10 protein-coding genes are annotated in these 19,940 nt (G+C 40.1%); 2 read left to right on the forward strand and 8 right to left on the reverse strand.

Annotated elements, in window-relative coordinates:
- Positions 1-89: 89 nt before the first annotated feature.
- From B3H30_RS19785 to B3H30_RS19810, 6 genes are all read right to left on the reverse strand, one after another.
- Positions 90-1,028 carry a malate dehydrogenase gene (locus B3H30_RS19785; protein ID WP_070562960.1) on the reverse strand — a complete coding sequence of 313 codons (939 nt, stop codon included), beginning with the start codon at positions 1,026-1,028 and terminating at the stop codon, positions 90-92.
- Positions 1,029-1,401: 373 nt separating this feature from the next.
- A complete protein-coding gene (locus tag B3H30_RS19790; RefSeq protein ID WP_070562958.1) occupies positions 1,402-3,732 on the reverse strand; it encodes a BamA/TamA family outer membrane protein in 2,331 nt (776 codons plus the stop codon).
- Complete coding sequence (locus B3H30_RS19795) at positions 3,698-8,983, reverse strand: translocation/assembly module TamB domain-containing protein (RefSeq protein WP_070562955.1); 5,286 nt, start codon at positions 8,981-8,983, stop codon at positions 3,698-3,700. Before B3H30_RS19795 ends, B3H30_RS19790 begins: the two co-directional genes overlap by 35 nt.
- A gap of 377 nt (positions 8,984-9,360) precedes the next feature.
- A complete protein-coding gene (locus tag B3H30_RS19800; protein WP_070562952.1) occupies positions 9,361-9,735 on the reverse strand; it encodes a MauE/DoxX family redox-associated membrane protein in 375 nt (124 codons plus the stop codon).
- A 19-nt stretch (positions 9,736-9,754) separates the two neighbouring features.
- Positions 9,755-10,057: a DUF4342 domain-containing protein gene (locus B3H30_RS19805; protein WP_070562949.1), complete on the reverse strand. Its 303-nt coding sequence runs from the start codon at positions 10,055-10,057 to the stop codon at positions 9,755-9,757.
- 475 nt (positions 10,058-10,532) lie between these two features.
- A complete protein-coding gene (locus B3H30_RS19810) occupies positions 10,533-13,169 on the reverse strand; it encodes a valine--tRNA ligase (protein WP_070562947.1) in 2,637 nt (878 codons plus the stop codon).
- Between the two features lie 287 nt (positions 13,170-13,456).
- Here B3H30_RS19810 and B3H30_RS19815 point away from each other — a divergent pair, with 287 nt between their 5' ends.
- Positions 13,457-15,337 carry an LTA synthase family protein gene (locus B3H30_RS19815; protein ID WP_070562944.1) on the forward strand — a complete coding sequence of 627 codons (1,881 nt, stop codon included), beginning with the start codon at positions 13,457-13,459 and terminating at the stop codon, positions 15,335-15,337.
- Between the two features lie 4 nt (positions 15,338-15,341).
- Positions 15,342-17,267, forward strand: coding sequence for an LTA synthase family protein (locus B3H30_RS19820; RefSeq protein WP_070562941.1), 1,926 nt, complete (start codon positions 15,342-15,344; stop codon positions 17,265-17,267).
- A gap of 11 nt (positions 17,268-17,278) precedes the next feature.
- On the opposite strand, the gene B3H30_RS19825 is transcribed toward B3H30_RS19820, so the two are convergent.
- Positions 17,279-18,349, reverse strand: coding sequence for a hypothetical protein (locus tag B3H30_RS19825; protein WP_139144918.1), 1,071 nt, complete (start codon positions 18,347-18,349; stop codon positions 17,279-17,281).
- Positions 18,350-18,694: 345 nt separating this feature from the next.
- Positions 18,695-19,936, reverse strand: coding sequence for a 2-oxoglutarate dehydrogenase complex dihydrolipoyllysine-residue succinyltransferase (odhB, locus tag B3H30_RS19830; protein ID WP_070562935.1), 1,242 nt, complete (start codon positions 19,934-19,936; stop codon positions 18,695-18,697).
- Between the last annotated feature and the right edge of the window lie 4 nt (positions 19,937-19,940).

Raw genomic sequence — 19,940 nt, forward strand, 5'->3', positions numbered from 1 at the left:
TGCCCTGAAAACGTTTATGCGTTAAGCCGATCATAAAAAAAGCTGTTATTTGAAGAATAACAGCCTTTCACCTTTTTATAGTTTATGCGCTACAGCGCTTTTATTTCTTTTAATACATCATTCATTGTACGCACTGCTTCTGCACTTTTACTGAATTTTTCTTTGTCCTCTTCATCCAGCTGAAGGGGGACAATCCGATCCCATCCTTTTTTATTAATGATAACCGGTACGCCAAGATTAATATCTTCTTGGCCAAATTCACCTTCGAGGTAAACGGATGCAGTAAATAACTTGTTTTGATCACGCACGATACTTTCGACCACTGCGGCTGTTGCGGCTCCTGGAGCATACCAGGCTGAGGTCCCGATTAGACTGGTTAGGGTTGCGCCACCAACCATCGTTTTGTGTACAATTTCGTCCTGCTCTTCCGGGGTAAGGAAATCAGTGACTGGAATACTGTTCCACGTGGAGTGCTTGATAAGTGGAATCATCGTTGTATCTCCGTGGCCGCCAATGACAATGGCATTGAGATCGGCCGCAGAAGCATTCAGTTTTTCGCTCAGTTGATATTTGAATCGGGCTGAATCCAATGTGCCCCCCATTCCAATGATTCTATTTTTTGGTAATCCACTTGATTTAAGTGCCAGGTAAGTCATGGTGTCCATGGGATTGGAAACGATGACAATGATAATATCCGGAGAATATTTTACCAGGTTCTCCACCACAGACTTGACAATATTCGCATTTGTGCCAATTAGTTCTTCGCGCGTCATTCCGGGTTTACGTGGAATTCCCGACGTAATGACGGCAACGGTAGAACCTGCAGTGGACAGATAGTCATTGGTTACTCCCTTGATTTTTGATTCAAAACCCAACAAGGCGGCAGTTTGTGCCATATCTTGCGCTTTACCTTCCGCAAATCCTTCTTTAATATCCAATAATACAATCTCTTCGGCGACATTTCGACGGATTAAATTGTCCGCTGTAGTTGCTCCTACAGCACCGGCACCAACAATAGTTACTTTCATATGTAAATTATTTGTTTATTCATGAGCTAATTTCCGCTTAAGAATTCATGCTGCCTTCGGCGGTTTTCTATGCCGTATAAAATATCCAGTCTCTCTTCACGAATGCGCGTATTCTTTACATGGATATTTCATGTGCATTGATGTGGATTAATAAATAATTCTTGAATTTAATCAATTATTGTTAGTAAATCAATGTATTTCGTGGGAATAACTTGTTTTTTGACATAATCGATAAGAAGGCAAATGCCATTGAACGAATAATGCATAATGATAGTGTCCAAAGGGTATGATTCTGATGGAATACCCCCCAAGAAAACAGGCCTGAAATTCGTTCAAGCCTGTTTTTTTTATCGTGTAAATCAAATTTTAAATCCTAGAATGGATAACCGATGGCTAAATTAAACATCAAATTATCCTTTCTCCATCTTGAACTTCCAAAGTCGATATCCTTAAATACCCAACGTTCTCCTTTGGGAAGATACGGGATGCGGAAAGGTATTGACATATCCGTACGTATGATCAGAAAAGTAAAGTCGAAGCGTAATCCAGCGCCACCGCCAACAGCTAATTCATTCAAAAAGTTCTTGCTGAATTTACCGCCGGGCTTGTTGACGTCATCCCGTTGCAACCACACATTCCCCGCATCAATGAACGCTGCCCAATGAACAAAGCCCGCTAATTTGGCTCTGTATTCGGTATTCAGCTCTAATTTGATGTCACCGGTTTGGTCTGCATAGAAAAGCCCATTGCTTAATTTTTCAGGGGCAACTGTTCCGGGACCAATTGCACGAGCACCAAAAGCACGGATACTGTTAGGTCCACCCACATAATATTGTTTTAAATAGGGGAGTGACCGCGAGTTGCCATACGAATAACTTAAGCCCAGACTGACCCGCGAGGCAAGCTGCGAATTCTCCGACAATTTGAGATAATGTCTGCCGTCGCCACTGATCTTGATATATTGGGAGAAATATGCATCGAACAATTTAAAGGTCTTCCCTTTATTGAAATCTGCTCCTTTTATCAAACCGAGTATATTTCCCGAGAGGTCCAAGTTGCCTTTGAAATAAAAGGTATTTTTCAAATGCTGCTTCATCGTATTTTGAAACGTAAAGTTGTAATTTGGGCCAATCGTAAATTGTGGATCTATTGCATGCCTTAACGCCGGAATGGTATCCATTTGTTTTTGATAGTTTTCTGAGATCCCTTTAGGCTGGACATAGGTAATCTCCATTAAAGCAAGATCGTGCTGCTTCTCCTCAGACTCCTGCCAGATATAACCGTAATCCAATGCGATGGAATTTAAGGTATATGCTTTGCGGCGATTTAAAAATTCATACCGTCCTTTGACGTAAGTCTTCGGGATAAAACGCCGTGTCGGTGAAATCCGTCCAAAAGGGGACAATATCCGTGGAAAAGTCAGTGTAGCCTCCATCCCGTAACGGTAATAACTCGAATTGAGGTCAGCCGACCCACCGGTCTGGGTTTCATAACCACCGAATACATTAAAACTCAACTGCTCCGCGCCTTTAAATGCGTTGCGTAAAGTCCAGTTGACATTGACCTCGGTACCATTGTATACTGAGGCCATTTTTCCTAAAAGTTCCACACGGAGTGATTTCTTGGGCAATGGAGTTAAGTAGTAGTAGACGTCCAGTGCGTTGGGGACTTCTTTGCTGTCGACAAAGTTATTTTTGACAAACTTCCAGCTATTGAGATTCACCAGGTGGCTGATGGTTTGATTGTGGGCATTACGGTTATAGACGTCGCCTGGATGGAAGAAGATATGATTCGCGATCACAGGCTTTCTATACAGATGCTGGCGGTCTATAAAATAGTAACTGCTATCATATAGTTCCGCATTGCGGGTGGATCGCTGATAACCGGAGCTTGTTTCCGTGTAGTTCGGGAAAATGTAGATTTTATTGATCTTGGACGGTACCCTTGCCTGTGCCGGTGTCTCCTTTTTCACCGTAACATACATATCGACTTTGTTGTTCCGATGCGAACTGTCTACCTGAACTAGGATGTAATCGGGACTGAAATAATAATACCCTCTATTTTTGAGGTCATTGTCGATGCGGTCGCGCTCATTGAGGATAACATCTAAACTGTAATTCTTACCCACTTGCAAGAGGCTTTTATCCGAGCTCGAACGGATATCTTTACCCAACTGTGTTGTGCTGTCGATGTCGAATTGAACAGATCTGATTCGGTAGATCAGATTAGGCTTGGCTGTATAATTAATGGTTGCTTTTTTGTCTTCAACTAAGGTGTCCGATTTCACTTCCGCATTGAAGAATCCAAAATTCTCCAGACGATTGCGCAATAGGTTTTCATTATATTCGCGATTGACGTCGCTCAATAGTACTGGTTCTTCACCGATCTTCTTGAGGAATTTTTTAATGATGTTATTCCCCGCAGAGTCCCCGGCCATATTGTTGAAATAGAGCTTGAATGGCACGCCGGCCAAACGTTTGTTGGGCTTTGGCATCAGTGCAGCTTCTAAATGAGTCGCAATCTTTTCCTTATTTTCTTTGGATATCGTGTCCGAATCGACTATTACATTGCCCTTGACATATAAGCTTTCCCCTTCTTTTAGATTCTTGGTGGAAGAGCAGGATGCTATGAATGCAGCGCATGAAACTATTCCCACAATATACTTCAGTTTAGTTTGCATGGTAATTCCTTTCCTCATCTTCATTTTTTATAGCTGTCGTTCTGATGGTATCTATAGTTGATTTTGGACTATCGCTTTTCGGCGTACGTTTCGTTGAGTCCAGCTGTTGCTTACGTCTCTCTTTTTCTCTTTCCTCCATACGCTTTCTGTATTCAGGACTATGGGTCATCAAACTATCTCGGATAACGGTGCGTACACTGTCGCGATAGACTGAATCGGTTTCCATACGTTCTACATCGAAACGTTTTCTGAAACCCTTGCTATTGGTGTCGTAATACTCTTTGAGTTTTTTCGAACTCATCCAGATCTCCTTAAATCGGTTGTAATCCATATTGATGATAAATCCGATACCCGTTTCTACATATTGACCTTGGAGTGTAACCTGATATTGATTTTTACGATATACCCGCGCAAAATAGCGGCCATCTTGCGAAAGTTGGTAATCCAATTGGATATCTCCAGCAATGTTGTTGGCTGTTTCTCCCGGACGTGTATTTCCTTCAACTTCAAAATTAGAGCCAACGGTAATTTTTAAACGGTCATTTAAAAGCATTTTAGACACGCCGATATTCAGATCTGTTCGGGTCTGGCCAGCTCCAGTAGCGTAATCTTCTTCCGAAGTTAGGTTGAAGTCCAGCTCTACTCCGGTGATAAGCTCGGAGGCAAGGCGGTTCAATTGACCGCTCAGGAACGAACTGATGCTATTTCTGACAATGGCTTCCGTACCGCCGCCACCGGATAAACTCTCAAATGGATTGGTCGACATAAAGCGCCCCAAAACAATCAGTGAAAAGACCTGTTTGTTCAGCTCAGACGGATTTTCACGTAAGGTGGTCAAAGCATTATTAACCTTGCTAATCACATCTTGCGAAACAACCGAGTTGTTTTCGTCCAAGTCGATATCAAAATTTAGTTGCGGTTGGAACAGTTTGTCTGTAATCTTCAGTAAGACATTGAAAGGAATCCGCTGCTTGTACAAATTAGCGTTTTCCGACCCCAGCTGCGTCGCTACAAGTTCGAGGGTTGGTGCTTTGGTTGTGTATGCTGCCGTGATATTTAGCTGCGCATCCAAGGGATCTCCATTCCAAGTGATGGTACTTCCTTTTCGGAATGTAAAATCCTTTTTCACGGGGCCAAAACTGAAGGAATAACTTCCTTTGTCTACTGTAAATGTACCTGACAAGGTAATTTTGCTACTTGCATCAATACCGGCGTTCAGTTCCGCTTCACCCTGGATATTCAGTGCATCTTGTGAACCAGCATCCAAGAGGATCTTAAATTTGGCGTCCTTATCGGTTTGAAGATTTAGATCTACGTCGATTCCCGTCAATCGGGTAACAGTCATAGAATCTAATTTTGCAAATACATTGGCTCTTGTTGTATCACTCTTATCAACAAATTCGACAACACCTTTACGATCGGCCATCCCAGGATCCTCGTTTGGCATAACAAAGGTAAAGTCCGTATCATCTAACACCTTGATTGTCCCATCAACGATAGGCTTATCCAGATTCCCCCGAATGCGCAGGTTCGACGTAAGGTACATTTTACCATAAAACATGTCGTTGTCGCTTTGTGTTGAATTGAGTACCTCAAAATTGTCGGTATTGACATTGAGATTGAAATCAAAATCAGTATATGTTTTGGTTTCTATGGATCCCGTTACCTTGGCAATATTTCCTTTTTTGTCTTCCAATGCAAATTTTGGGAAAGTAATGCCTCTTTCATCCAAATGAATGGTTTCATCTTTCGCTTTGAATAGTGCATTCAACATAGCAATATTGAACTGAGCATCTTTAAACTTAACATCGCCGTTAATGCGGGGTTTGGATGGCGATCCTGTTATTTTTAACTGGCCTTCCAAGTTTCCCTTCGAGTCTTTTAGATAGCCCAGACTAAATGCCTGAACCGTCTGCATAGAAAGCGGTGCAATATCTAAAGTGAAATCCAGGCTTGCCTCTCCCTGAGGAGGACTGATAAAATCACCACTTAATACGACATTATTGCCATTTTCACTGATACTGATATTCGCATTATAGGTGTTTTCTTTTTGATTATTCACTTTTATATTGACATTACCAACGGTATCTTTTCCAATATAAAATTTATCGATCACAAGATCAGAAACAAATACAGGGCTGCTTTCTAGGCGTGATATCGTTGCCTGGCCATTAATGCCGCCGCCAAGATCGACTGTTTCACTTTCAAGCATTTTACTTAATGTCTCAATGCGGAAATTCTTAAATGCAATGTTGAGCGGCGAATTGAGCACACTATCCTGCGATGATATGCTCAGCTCCTGTCCTTTATTACTTAAGATAAAATCACTGGCCTGAATACCTGTGCTTCCAAATTTGAGTACATTGTTTGGATTTATCGTCCACTTGTCGTAGTTCAGCATAAGGCCGTCCTGAAGTAGGCTAAAAACGAATGCGCCATTATCAACGCGCATATTGGCACCCAAATGATACTGCTCTTTCTCTTTCTTGTCTTTTATCCAGAGACCGAAATCCAAATTGTTTTGGATGACTTTACCACTGAATACGGTATTCACCAGTTCAATATTGCTTACCTTGATTTTATTGATCAATGCCGAGTAATACAGTGTACTGTCGAGGGTATTGATATCCAAAGTAACGTTATTGATTTCAGTGCCATTATAGATTATTTTCGGTGCATCCAACTTGGCGAGAATCGTTTTTGATTGACTGTTAAACATACCATCCAATGTGATATCCGACATCTCTGTCAGTTCTGGCAAGAAATCTTTGATAAACTTAGTTCGCGTCAATTGGGCCGAAAACTCGATGTTCTGTGGGTCGTATTTGGGCACTTTAACAGCTTTGCCTGGTTGGTAATATACCTGTAAGATGTCTTGAACGGCATTCTGCAATTCTAGAATTTTGTATTTTCCGACCAAATGGGCGTTTAAAAAGTCCGATTTTAAAAGTAGCAAGTTGCGGCTAGTATCCGCTTTTGCAATTAGTGATATACTGTCTAGCGAGTAATAAGCATCATTGTAAACAATGGATGAATTGGTAATGTGTGCTTCTCCGTTCAAAAAATTTGGATCGGCTGAACTGAAATTTCCAACGAGTTTACCATGGTATTTGAACTCGTCATCCATCAATTTTAACTTTTTAAGATTGATAGTGTCTACCATAAGCTCAAAATCCACCTGTGGATACTTGGATTTCATATTGGCTATCGCATTTAACTTCAATTGGATATTTGGATCAGGGCTGACGACAGCGGCTTTTATGTCCCCTTTGTCTGCTGTAAGATTCATATCGATATTCTGGTAGCGATAGCCCATGGCATCCATCCGATTTACTTTGCCATCAAAGTTGGCGACAAGCTTCTTGGGATCTGTTCCATGACCCTTAATTTTCCCTTCAAAGGAAAGTATGCCTAACGTACTGTCCATTTTCATGATCTTACCGATGTCAAAATCACGAATACTGACGAAAGCATCATAGGTTGTATCGCGGCCTATCATGCCTACTTTACCATCAAATTTGGCCGTCCCTTTCTCTGTTACCAACGAAAGATTGGTGTTAAACGCATTCATTCCGCCTTTAAAAGTTCCGGTAAGTCCGATTGTATTGGGTAATTCTATTCCGCTCGGCAACATTTTCTTTGAAACCAGCTTTTCGATATCCGAACGTCCTGTAGTCAATTTTTTTAAATTAAGATCCATGGACATTTTATCGACATTGGGTAGCCCCTTTAAATGTAGACTTGCAATGACACGTGTGTTGGACAGGGTTTGAAAATCAATTGCCGGAATATTGAGGTCATTTAACTTCCCGACAACGCGACCATCAATATTAAATTTTTTGTCCATCAACGGTTTCATCACCTGCATGGTGTCCAAAAAAGGAGCGAAATAGTAGATATCGCGCATATCAACACGGCTCTTTTTGATGGTTGCATTGACGTAGATCAGTTCTGGTTTTTTAGCGATAACATCCAAAGAAGGATAAGTTATTTTTAAGTAATCACGCAGCAGAGTGCGTGGCGTCTCTGCATATAGATTTTTGATCTCCGCACCGGTATTTGTATACTTAAAATCCCCCTTCAATTGCTTGATCACAAACCCCGATTGATCGGAGGCTACAAGTTCTTTGAGTGATCCACTGATGGAATCGGCACTGTAGTAAAGATCATTTAAACTGGTTTTCATCCCAGGGATCTTAATGTTGAAGTAATCAAAGCCTTTCATACGGGCCTGATTATCGTCTCTATAAGCTAAGCTTGTTTTATTGATCTGGATTTCTTTGGCAGAAACAACCCAGTTTATTTTGGTTGTATCCGCGGTGTTTTTCGCTGCTGCGTTTACTTTTTTCTGGATCTTTCCAAAGAGCACAGTATTGTCTGAACCGTCAAGATTGATCGTCTGAATATCGACAAGTTCTTTGTTAAGGTCGATCTTGTTAATGTCCGCATGGAGGTTCTTAATATAAAATTTGGTGTTCAACAGGCTAGACTGATCCTCGTAGCGTACTAAGATATTCGTCAGGTCTGCGATCTGTATACCGACATCGGGAAGCAAGGCGGTTGTTTGTGCGGTTTTATCCGTAATGCCAAAGTCTTCGACCGAGGGAGCTGTACCGTCCTTAATCGGCCGCCATTGTTTCACTGTGGCGCTCAGACCATCTATTTTCACTTTTGGAAGATTGAAGGCCATGTTTTTTGTGAGGTCGAACTTTTTGATATTGGTATTTAGGCTGTTCAGGTAAACATCGGCACTTGTTCCAATGACGTCATCGGCATAAACAATATGAAATTTGTCAAATTTGACTTTATCGAGGTTAAATAGGAGGGCTGAACTGCTGTCTGCAGTTGCTGTGCTTTCTTTTTGGGAAGCGAAAGCTTTAACAATATAATCAAAGTTGAACGAACTGTCCGGCAATGTACGTCGAATTTTTGCAGTGATTCCTTCTGCTTCGAGACGCTGTATTTCAACTGTGTTTTTCAACAGCTTGAGCATATTGATATCAACAGCAATGCTTTTTCCTGCTACTAAGGTATCTTTACTTTGGTCGGCTAAATAGATATCCTCCAATACCAGTTTTTTAGGAAAATCAATATTAATGTAGCCAATTTTAACAGGGGTACCAATTTTGCCTTCTACATATTGCGTTACTTTTCCGGCAATATAATTCTGAACGGCAGGTATTCTGATTAAAAATACAATAAGAATAGCCAGCGCAATGATGACTCCAATAATCCACAATATTGTTTTAAAAGCAATTCGGGTAAATCTGTTCAACGTATTATTTGATTAAGTATCTATTAATAAAAATTAAAACGGAAAAAAGTTTGCTAAGTTTACAGATATTAACATATATCGCCACTATTTCAGCAAACTAAGATAAATTTGCCTGTAAATGCAAGTTTAATTTCTGTGTTATACCTGCTAGCAGATATTAGACAGTTTCTAATTTCCCTTATATAAAGTCATTATATCTTCGGGGCTGTTCTAAAAACACATCAAATAATTGACCAAACCATTCTAGCCGTACAAAGTTTTTTGTTTTTTAATTTTATGTTAATAAAAGCATTAAATACCTATTAATTTGTCAAAAAAATAGGTAATTAATACATGTAGTATTCTGTCGAATAGTTGTTTTGGGGAAGATAAGGCAATTATTCCATCAATTTTTTATACTTGCCCCAGTTTTCAAATACCACCCATAGCCATATAATGAAAAGTACGGCCCAAATAATTAATCCCAGTTGGCTGTAAAAAATCATATTGTGGGTAAAAATGCCAATGAGTATTGGAAAGATGACTAATGCACCTAAAGTTCTTGTCTTTGGAAAAATAAACAGTAAACCACTCAGGAGTTCGATAATTCCGACTAGTGGCATTAACCATTTTATCGTAGCAAAAGCCTCAAATACCTTTTTCATGTCCATATCCATTGGTGGCGTAGGCATATAATGAAAAAGCTTATCTAGCCCCGCATTGATGAAAAGCAAGGCAAATAAAATGCAAAGTATATTTTTAAAAATCTTCATAACGGTCAATTTTAGTTCATTATTTTACTGTTATCGTTGTTGGCGGATCAGTACTGTTATCCTCGTCATTTTTTTCTTCCTTGTTTGTATTTCGTTCTACAGTGATGGTACATTCTGTAAGCAATGCTGCGACAGCACCAATTGCTGCAAAAACAGGTGCTAAGATCAAGCCTATTGCGCCGATAGTCACCGGAAAACTCATGATTTCTTTACCATGTTTGTCCGCAATGCTGATTTTGCTCACATTGCCCTCGGCAATGATTTCCTTGATTTTCTGTAAAAGGTTTTCACCGTTAATCTGAAATGTTTCTTTGAATCCCATAATGCTATAATTTAAGTTCGCTCCTATAAAGTTATTTATTTTTTTACAGGAATCCGTATAAAGTTAATTGCATTGTTTGTTGCTGAGCAATTATAAAGTGCACTGTTTAAACGGGAGAACTTCATGTTGCATTTTTACTTTACAAGTTTATATCGTGCATCCTTAACATATATATTACCTGTGAATGGCCAACCGAAATTCTCTTGAACCGCCTGTTTAGCATTTTGCAGAAACCGGATTTTCGGTGTGTAAAAGCTAGGAACCGACTTCATCATTTACACGATTATTTAACGTAAATGATACGGATATAGGACGGAGCTTATTCGGTTGCGACCGAATAAGCTCCGAAGAAGTACCGAACAAGCACCGAAGAAGCACCGAAGGATCTTCGAATTTGATCATCTTGAAACATAAAAAAAGTCCCGCGCAGCGCACGGGACTTTTTACAAAATTTATTAGCTCTATTGCATAGGTCTTAGCCCAATGCTATTAAGCTTTCTTCAAGAATTTTAATCTTTGCTTCGGTATCTGCCTTTTTACTTTTTTCGTTTTCAACAATTTCAGGTTTAGCATTTTGCACAAACCGCTCATTGGAAAGCTTTTTGTCTACAGATACAAGGAAACCTTTTAGGTATTCCAATTCTTTGGCAATACGTTCACGTTCAGCATCCGCATCAATATTGTTCTCCAAAGTAACATAACATTCGTCTTTGCCAGCAAGGAAACTTGCGGCTCCGGCTACTTTCTCAGAAACAAAAGTTACGCCTTCCAAGTTTGCAATTTTGGTAATGATGTCAATATATTGTGCTAAATTGATATCTGATTGTTGATTGATAGCCAATGGCAATGCTACTTTAGGAGAGACACCTTTAGAATTGCGGATATTGCGAACTTCCGAAATAATTTGCTGAGCGACAGCGAAATCTTTGATAAGCTGCTCATCAAAATCAGTTGCTGTCGGATAAGCGGCGACGATAATGCAATCTTTCTCGTCTTTCACACCGAACAGTTCGTCGTGCCACAATTCTTCTGTCAAGAAAGGCATGAAAGGGTGTACTAAAGTGAGTATACGTTGGAAAAAAGATTTTACTGTCTCTAAGGTTTCACTAGAAATAGGGGAGCCATAAGCCGGTTTCACTAATTCAAGGTACCAAGCACAGAAGTCATCCCATACCAATTTGTAGGTTGTCATCAATGCATCTGATAAACGATAGTGTTTGAAGTTTTCTTCGATATCGACCAAGGCTTGATTTAACCTTGCCTCAAACCAAGATGCTGAAATCTTATCTGAATCTGAAGCCGGAGTAGCAGTAATTTCCCAACCTTTAACCAAGCGGAAGGCATTCCAGATTTTATTGGCAAAATTACGGCCCTGTACACAAAGTTCTACATCAAAAGGAAGGTCGTTACCTGCTGGAGCAGTCAATAACATGCCCATCCGCGTTGCATCTGCACCATATTCGTTCATCAAATCTATCGGATCGGGAGAGTTGCCCAGTGATTTAGACATTTTGCGGCCCAGTTTGTCCCGTACAATACCTGTGAAATAAACATTTTCAAAAGGCAATTGTCCACGGAACTCATAGCCCGAAACGATCATACGTGCTACCCAAAAGAAGATAATATCCGGAGCAGTGACTAAATCTTGCGTAGGGTAATAGTAATTAATTTCTGCATTTTCTGGTTCGTTGATGCCATTGAAAACTGAAATTGGCCATAGCCAAGCTGAAAACCAAGTATCAAGCACATCCTCATCTTGACGTAGATCGGTCAATTGAAGCGCTGTATTACCTGATTTTTCTTGCGCTAGAACAAGGGCCTCTTCAACCGTTTGTGCAACCACAAAGTCTTCGTTTCCGTCGCCATAGAAATACGCCGGTATCTGATGTCCCCACCACAATTGTCTTGAAATGTTCCAATCGGTAACATTCTCCATCCAGTTGCGGTAGATATTTTTGAATTTTGTCGGATGAAATTTAATGGTATCATTCATCACATTATCCAATGCCGGTTTTGCAAGATCTTCCATCTTTAGGAACCATTGATTGGAGATTTTTGGCTCTATAACAGCACCTGTTCGCTCTGAAGTTCCAACATTATTGGTATAGTTTTCAACTTGCTCCAATAACCCTTTTTCCTCAAGCTCTTTCTCGATTTCTTTACGTACTTTAAAACGATCCATACCTGCGTAATGCAGGCCATTGTCGTTTAGTTTTGCTTCGTCGGTAAAGATGTCGACAAATTCCAGGTTGTGCTTTTTACCTAGTGCATAGTCGTTCACATCGTGTGCTGGAGTAACTTTAAGGCATCCAGTACCAAACTCCAAATCGACATATTCATCTTCGATGATGTTCACCTTTCTGCCAACGATCGGCACAATGACTTGCTTTCCTTTTAACCAGGTATAGCGTTCATCATTGGGATTGATACACACGGCTGTGTCACCAAAGATGGTTTCAGGACGGGTAGTCGCCACAACAATGTATTGATCTGTTCCCTCAACCTGATATTTCAAGTGGTATAATTTGCCGTTTTTCTCTTTATAAATAACCTCTTCGTCTGAGATATTTGTTTTTGCTTCAGGATCCCAGTTGACCATGCGGTAACCACGATAGATTAATCCTTTATGATATAGATCGACGAATACACGGATAACAGATTGGTATAATTCTGGATCCATGGTAAAACGTGTACGATCCCAGTCACAGGAAGCGCCAAGTTTTTCGAGCTGTTTTAGAATAATACCACCGTATTTTTCCTTCCATTCCCAAGCATGTTTTAAGAAATCTTCACGAGATAAAGATCGTTTATCAATTCCTTGTTCTTTCAACATAGCGACGACCTTAGCTTCAGTGGCAATGGAGGCGTGATCGGTCCCCGGTACCCAACAAGCGTTTTTCCCCTGCATACGTGCCCGGCGAATCAAAACGTCTTGAATGGTATTATTCAGCATATGCCCCATGTGCAATACTCCCGTGACATTCGGAGGGGGCATCACAATCGTGTAAGGTTCACGTTCGTCCGGGGTGGAACGGAAAAATCCATTCGCTTTCCAATAGCTGTACCATTTTTCTTCAGCTTCTTTTGGATTGTAAGTTTTCGCTATGCTCATTTTAAATTTTTGTATTCAAACTTTTAAGGAACACAAAAGTAAGGAATTCTATGTTATTTTCCTTAGTAATCCATTGATCTTGTTCTCAAACAAAAAGAAGTTATGAATAATGGCTAAGCATTACGTTTAATGAGGATCCTCCTAAGCAGAAGAGGCGTTTATTGCAGTGAGGTAAAGCATAACGTAAGATTTATACTTTTTTAATCTTTTCTTCATATTACTAAGTAATTAGCCCGTATTTCATGTAAATTAATGTAAATTTGCCTGTTTTATTTTTACACGAAGGGATGCAACGATTTGCTAATGAGCTTAGAGCTTTAACACAGTATTTTCTGTTCTGGTTAATTATCTGTTTTATAGATAGATTGATTTTTGTTATTGCTTTTTTTGAGAAGATAGGTTTTTCTAATTTCACAGAAATTTTCAGGATTTATTACCATGGTCTGAATCTGGATTTTTCTGCAGTCTCCTATATCTGTGCATTACCATTTCTGGTGTATTGCCTATTAAGTTTCTTTCCAAAACTGAAACCCAAAAGACTGATCCTCGATATTTATACCATTATCGTCCTGGTATTGTTCTTTGTGACAAGTTTTATCAATGTCAATATTTATCGGGAGTGGGGCGACAAGATTTCTAAACGTGCCATAGATGCATTTTTTGCTTCGCCTTCGGGTGCCGTCGCTTCGGCTGAATCCACGCCGGTGTTTCTCCCCATCGTTGGGATGTTGATCGGTATATTCTGTGGTTATTTTCTGTACCGTTGGATGTTTAAAAAAGTCTCTTTTTTCAATATCAAATCTCCTGTAGGTAATTTTTTCAAACTGGCAATCGGAGTTTTTGTGCTCTTTACCTTTATCCGCGGTGGTTATGGGAGAGCGACACTAAACCCTAGTAAAGCCTATTATTCCGAGGAAACGTTTTATAATCATGCAGCGGTTAATACCCAATGGTCTTTTTTACGGGATTTCTTTGCCGAAAGTACCAAACTGAAAAACCCCTATAATTATTACGCGGATCAGAAGGATATTCAGGACAAGCTACGACCCGCCTTTCAAAGCCAACCTGATTCTGCCGTTGAGGTATTGTCAACGACTCGTCCGAATGTCGTTATTATTTTGTTGGAAAGTTTTGTCGGCGATCTCATTCAGTCTCTTGGCGGGGAAAAGGGAATTACGCCACACATGGAAGAATTGATTAAAGGCGGTATTTTGTTTGACCATATTTATTCTGCTGCTGATCGATCCGATAAGGGCATGGTAGCGGTGTTGAGCGGTTTTCCGGCACAAGGACCCGAGAGTATTATCAAGTATATCGACAAACATGAAAATATGCCTGCCATTGGACAGGAGTTCGATCATGCCGGCTATGAAACATCATTTTATCATGGTGGTCAGAGCGAGTTTTACAATTTTAAATCGTATATGCTGACGCATGGGATGTCTAGGGTGGTGGATAATGCCAATTTTGGATTGGATGCAGAACGTGCCTCATGGGGTGTATATGACCATGTGGTCTTTAATCAGATGATCAAGGATTTTAAAAAAGAAAAACAACCTTTCTTTTCGACGATCTTTACCTTAATTAATCACGAACCATTTGAGTTAAAACACGGCTATAAATTTGGCAATGCTACCAATGCGGATAAATTCCGAAGTACGGCAAACTATACGGATTCAGCTGTTTTTGATTTTATCAATAAAGCTAAAAAGGAAGCTTGGTATAAAAATACCCTTTTCGTAATTGTGGCTGATCATGGACATCGCCTTCCTTCAGAAAAATGGGAGCTATTTCACCCCAATCGCTTTCATATTCCGCTGATCTTTTTCGGTGATGTGATCAAACCTGAATATCGTGGGAAAATATTCAATAGAATCGGCAATCAAACGGATTTGGCGACTACCTTATTGACACAACTGAAACTCCCTACAGATCGTTATCATTGGAGCCGGGATCTTTTTAATCCGACGACACCTCAAATAGCGTTCTATAATTCCAAAGATGCCTTTGGAGTGATCACACCTCAACAGGCTGTTTCTTTTGATAATGTAGGACGGATTATTAATTATAGGTCCCATAAGGAATATCCCGCTGGCAAAACAGACAGCTTATTGAATATCGGTAAAGCGTATTATCAAGACGTATATCGTGAATTTTTAAAATATTAGAGCTATGAAATTAAGAGGAGTATTTGCACCTTATTTTGCTGTCGCAATTCGTTTTATCTTTCTTTTGGTCATCTATGCGTTATTGCGATTGGGGTTTTATGGCGTCAATGCTTCCTTATTTCCCCATGTCGATGCAGGTAAGCTCTTGGTGATGTTTGCGGGTGGTGTACGATTCGACATTGTAGCCCTGCTGTATTTTAATATTCTTTATATTGTGATGCTGACTGTTCCAGGTCCGTTTAAATCGAATAAAATCTATCAAAAAGTTGCAAAATGGATCTTTGTCGTGACCAATTCAATTGGTATAGCGTTAAATCTGATTGATTTTGCCTACTATCCATTTACCCTAAAAAGGACGACAGGAACGGTAATTGACCAATTTTCCAATGAATCCAACCTGTTGAAGCTGGCTTTTGATTTCTGTTTGGATTATTGGTATCTCATTATAGTGTTGGTACTGGTTGTGTATGGTTTGATTAAATCGTATAAGCTTATTCAGATTGAAAGGACTACGAAATATAGCTGGAAGTCATTTTTGATCCAATTGCCTTTATTTTTACTGACTGCTTTTCTTTTCATAGGTGGTGTGCGTGGCGGTTGGGCCCATAGTACCCGTCCCATTACATTGAGCAATGCGGGTGATTATGTGGAGACACCGGAAGAAATGAATATTGTGCTGAATACGCCATTTAGTATATTGAAAACATTGAAGGCTGTTAATCTTAAACCTGTCCATTATTATTCCGAACAAGAGCTTGAACAGTTATACAATCCTATTCATGTACCGCAATCAGACCAGCCCTTTGCGAAGAAAAATGTCGTCGTTCTGATTTTAGAGAGTTTTGCAAAAGAACATTTTGGTGAGTTGAATAAAGATATCCAAGATGGAAAATACAAAGGTTATACGCCTTTTTTGGATTCATTAATCCGCAATGCTTACACATTTACAGATACTTATGCCAATGGCCGTAAATCAATTGATGCTTTACCATCAGTCATTACCGGCATTCCTTCCATTGGTGAGCCTTTTGTGCTTTCGATATATTCTGGAAATGAAACCACAAGCTTAGCGAAGCTTTTAGGGAAAAAGGGATATGAGACTGCTTTTTTCCACGGAGCACCCAATGGCAGCATGGGCTTCTCCGCTTATATGAAACTGGCGGGTATCCAGCACTATTTTGGTAAAAACGAATATAACAATGACGCTGACTTTGATGGTATATGGGGAATCTGGGATGAACCGTTTTTGCAATTTGTAGCGAACAAGATCAACACGTTTCATCAGCCATTTTTCGCTAGTTTCTTCTCTTTATCTTCGCATCACCCATTTAAGGTACCTGAAAAGTATCAGGGGAAATTTCCTAAAGGACCTTTGCCCGTACAGGAACCCATTGGATATACCGATAATGCGCTGCGTGAATTTTTTGCAACAGCATCGAAAATGCCCTGGTACAAGAATACCGTATTTGTTATCTGTGCAGACCATGCTACTGTAAGCTACCTGCCGGAATATCAAACGGCAGCAGGGGGCTTCCAAATCCCTATTATATTTTATGCACCCGGTGATAATCTAGTTGGCAAAGCGGATAAACTGGTACAGCAAATAGATATTATGCCTACTATTTTGAATTATCTGCACTATGATGAGCCTTATTTTGCCTTTGGTTCAGATGCCTTCAAACCGGGTAAGGATAATTTTGTGCTTAATAATAACTCAGGAAGCTATAATCTCTACTTTAAAGATTATATGATGTCTTATGATGGACTGAAAGTGACTTCATTTTATGATCTTAAGAAGGACCGCTTGATGAAACAGGATCTGTTAAAACAACATCCGACGGTATTGGATACGATGGAGACCAAGATGAAAGCTTTTATCCAGCAATATAACAATCGTATGATTGAAAACAAGCTGACCTATAAAAAATAACAGCCGGTTTTCTACCTGTTCAATTTAGCGCGAATGCTTCTATCGATAATAAACAAAATCAAATCATAGACGAGGTAGATCAGGGGTAAGGTGAAGATGACCAACAGGATAAAACCGCGGGACTTTTCGTCAAAGACTCCATTGACAAGATAGTTGGCCAGACTGGACCAAAACCAGATGAAGAAGTAGAAAGAGCTTGGAATGATTAGATTTCCAAGTAGGAGTGCATAGCGGTATCGGCCAGTTTTGTATTTTAGATAAATACAGCGGATATGCAGGCAGAGCAGGCATATTGACCCGATCAGGGCGAGCAGCTCGGGATGTACCCAAAGAATTGCTTGTGCTAACATGGAGGTTTTTAAGCCAACTTCAATATGAAAACTCTCTTTCTTTTCTACCTGATCAATTCTCCAGTGAACAATGGAATCTGTTTGTAATTTGGCTGTTCCCAGATCCTGTGTAAGTACATCCATCTTCCCGTCGAGGTGCAGATACAGTTCAATCGGGCCAAAAGACGACCAGTACCTGGAAGGGAATAGGAGGTAGTCAATTTGGTATCTGGTCCGAATATCCCGTCGGTCATAGCCCATATAAGCGCTGTATTGAACCTGAATGCTGTTATCACCTTTGTGAAGCTTAGCGGTAAAATGAAATGCATCATTCAGCGAAATACTTTTCCATTCATCGCTGTCGTAGCTGATTTCATAATAGCCATCCTTTAAACGTAAAAAGGGAAATTTTGAACCGGGCTGATCCATTTTTTTTCCTTCAATTTCGTTCTGATTGACAAGGATGCGATCCAATCCGTCCATATTTAAAGCGAGAAATACCAGTGGTAATTCGATAGCCTCTTCTGCATGGATGTTATAGACAATGCTGAAGTGACTGCGATAGTCCGAATTATAATCAGCAGTGTCTGCCAAAAGATGAATGACAATACGCTCATTGGTAACTTTCAGCTTTGCGGCAGGAACAAGCTGTCCTGTTATGCTATGGGGGCTCATTGGATTTGCCATGTTGGCAAACAATGTCATTACAGCGAGTAATAGATATACAGTTGTTAGTAGAATTTTATACTTCATTTGCTTGATATTGTTTGCTTAACATCAAGTTTCATATTCGTATGCCGGCCTTTAAATGACAGTGTCGGTTGTATATTAGGATATGCTTGATCTTTAACAAGATGAAAGTAAAAATTAAAAAGGAGAAATTAAAAAGGCGATTTATATTCGTCTATCTCCGATTCATATTTGTCAAGTATATTGCTTCTATTCCGATGTCAATAAAAAACTTCATGATTTCGCAGGCACCCACAGCAATGGAAGCGAACTGAAGGTTATTTCTGGCCAATAATAGGAGACTCTTTCAGAAAAAAAAGACCCATGCCGCAAAGCATAGGTCTTTTATATTTCCAATTTTATTGAGGTTTAAACACCCAACAATAAACGAGCTGGATCTTCTAATAATTGTTTTACACGAACCAAGAAGCTTACTGATTCACGGCCATCGATGATGCGGTGATCATAAGAAAGTGCGATATACATCATTGGACGGATTACCACCTGACCATTTTCAGCAATAGGACGTTGGATAATGTTGTGCATACCCAAGATTGCGGATTGTGGAGCATTGATGATTGGCGTAGACATCATTGATCCGAATACACCACCGTTGGTAATTGTAAATGTACCACCGGTCATCTCGTCAATCGTTAATTTGTTGTCACGTGCTTTAACGGCAAGTGCAGCGATTGCTTTCTCGATTTGTTCCAATGACATTGCATCAGCGTTACGGATAATCGGAACAACTAAACCTTTAGGGGCAGAAACCGCGATTGAAATATCTGCGAAATCAGAATATACAATCTCGTTATCTTCGATACGTGCATTTACGGCAGGCCATTCAGCTAATGCAGTTGTTACAGCTTTTGTAAAGAATGACATGAAGCCAAGACCGATTCCAAATTTCTCTTTAAAGGTATCTTTATATTTAGCACGAAGATCCATGATCGGCTGCATATTGACTTCATTGAATGTTGTCAACATAGCCGTTTCGTTTTTAACGGCAACTAAGCGTTTTGCGATTGTTTTACGTAATGAAGATAATTTCTCACGACGTTCGTTTCTAGAACCCGCTACCGGAGCAACTGTCGCAGCAGGAGCAGCGGCAGGTTTTGCTGCTGGTGCAGCAGCTTTAGCAACAGGTTGAGCTTTTTCGGCATCTTCTTTTGTGATGCGACCTTCTTTACCTGTTCCTTTTATTGTAGAAGGATCAATTCCTTTTTCTCTTAAGATTTTTGCAGCAGCGGGAGAAGCTGTACCAGCAGCATAGCTGTCTGGATCTTCATCTTTTGCAGCGGCAGCCGCAACTGGAGCTGCATTTGACGCTTCTGCAGCAGGGGCAGCAGCTGGAGCTGAACCACCGGCAGGAGCAGCGCCTTCTTCAATTGTACAAACAACAGCACCGATTTCTAAAGTATCACCTTCTTGTGCAATGATTCTTAAGATACCCGCTTTTTCAGCTGGTAATTCAAACGTTGCTTTGTCTGATTCCAGTTCGGCGATGTTTTCATCCATCTCCACATAATCGCCATCTTGTTTCAACCATTGTGATAAGGTTACCTCCGTGATTGATTCACCTACGGTTGGTACTTTAATTTCTAAGCTCATATAT

The organism is Sphingobacterium sp. UBA7038, assembly GCF_002494055.1.
In the GTDB taxonomy this organism is placed as follows: domain Bacteria; phylum Bacteroidota; class Bacteroidia; order Sphingobacteriales; family Sphingobacteriaceae; genus Sphingobacterium; species Sphingobacterium multivorum.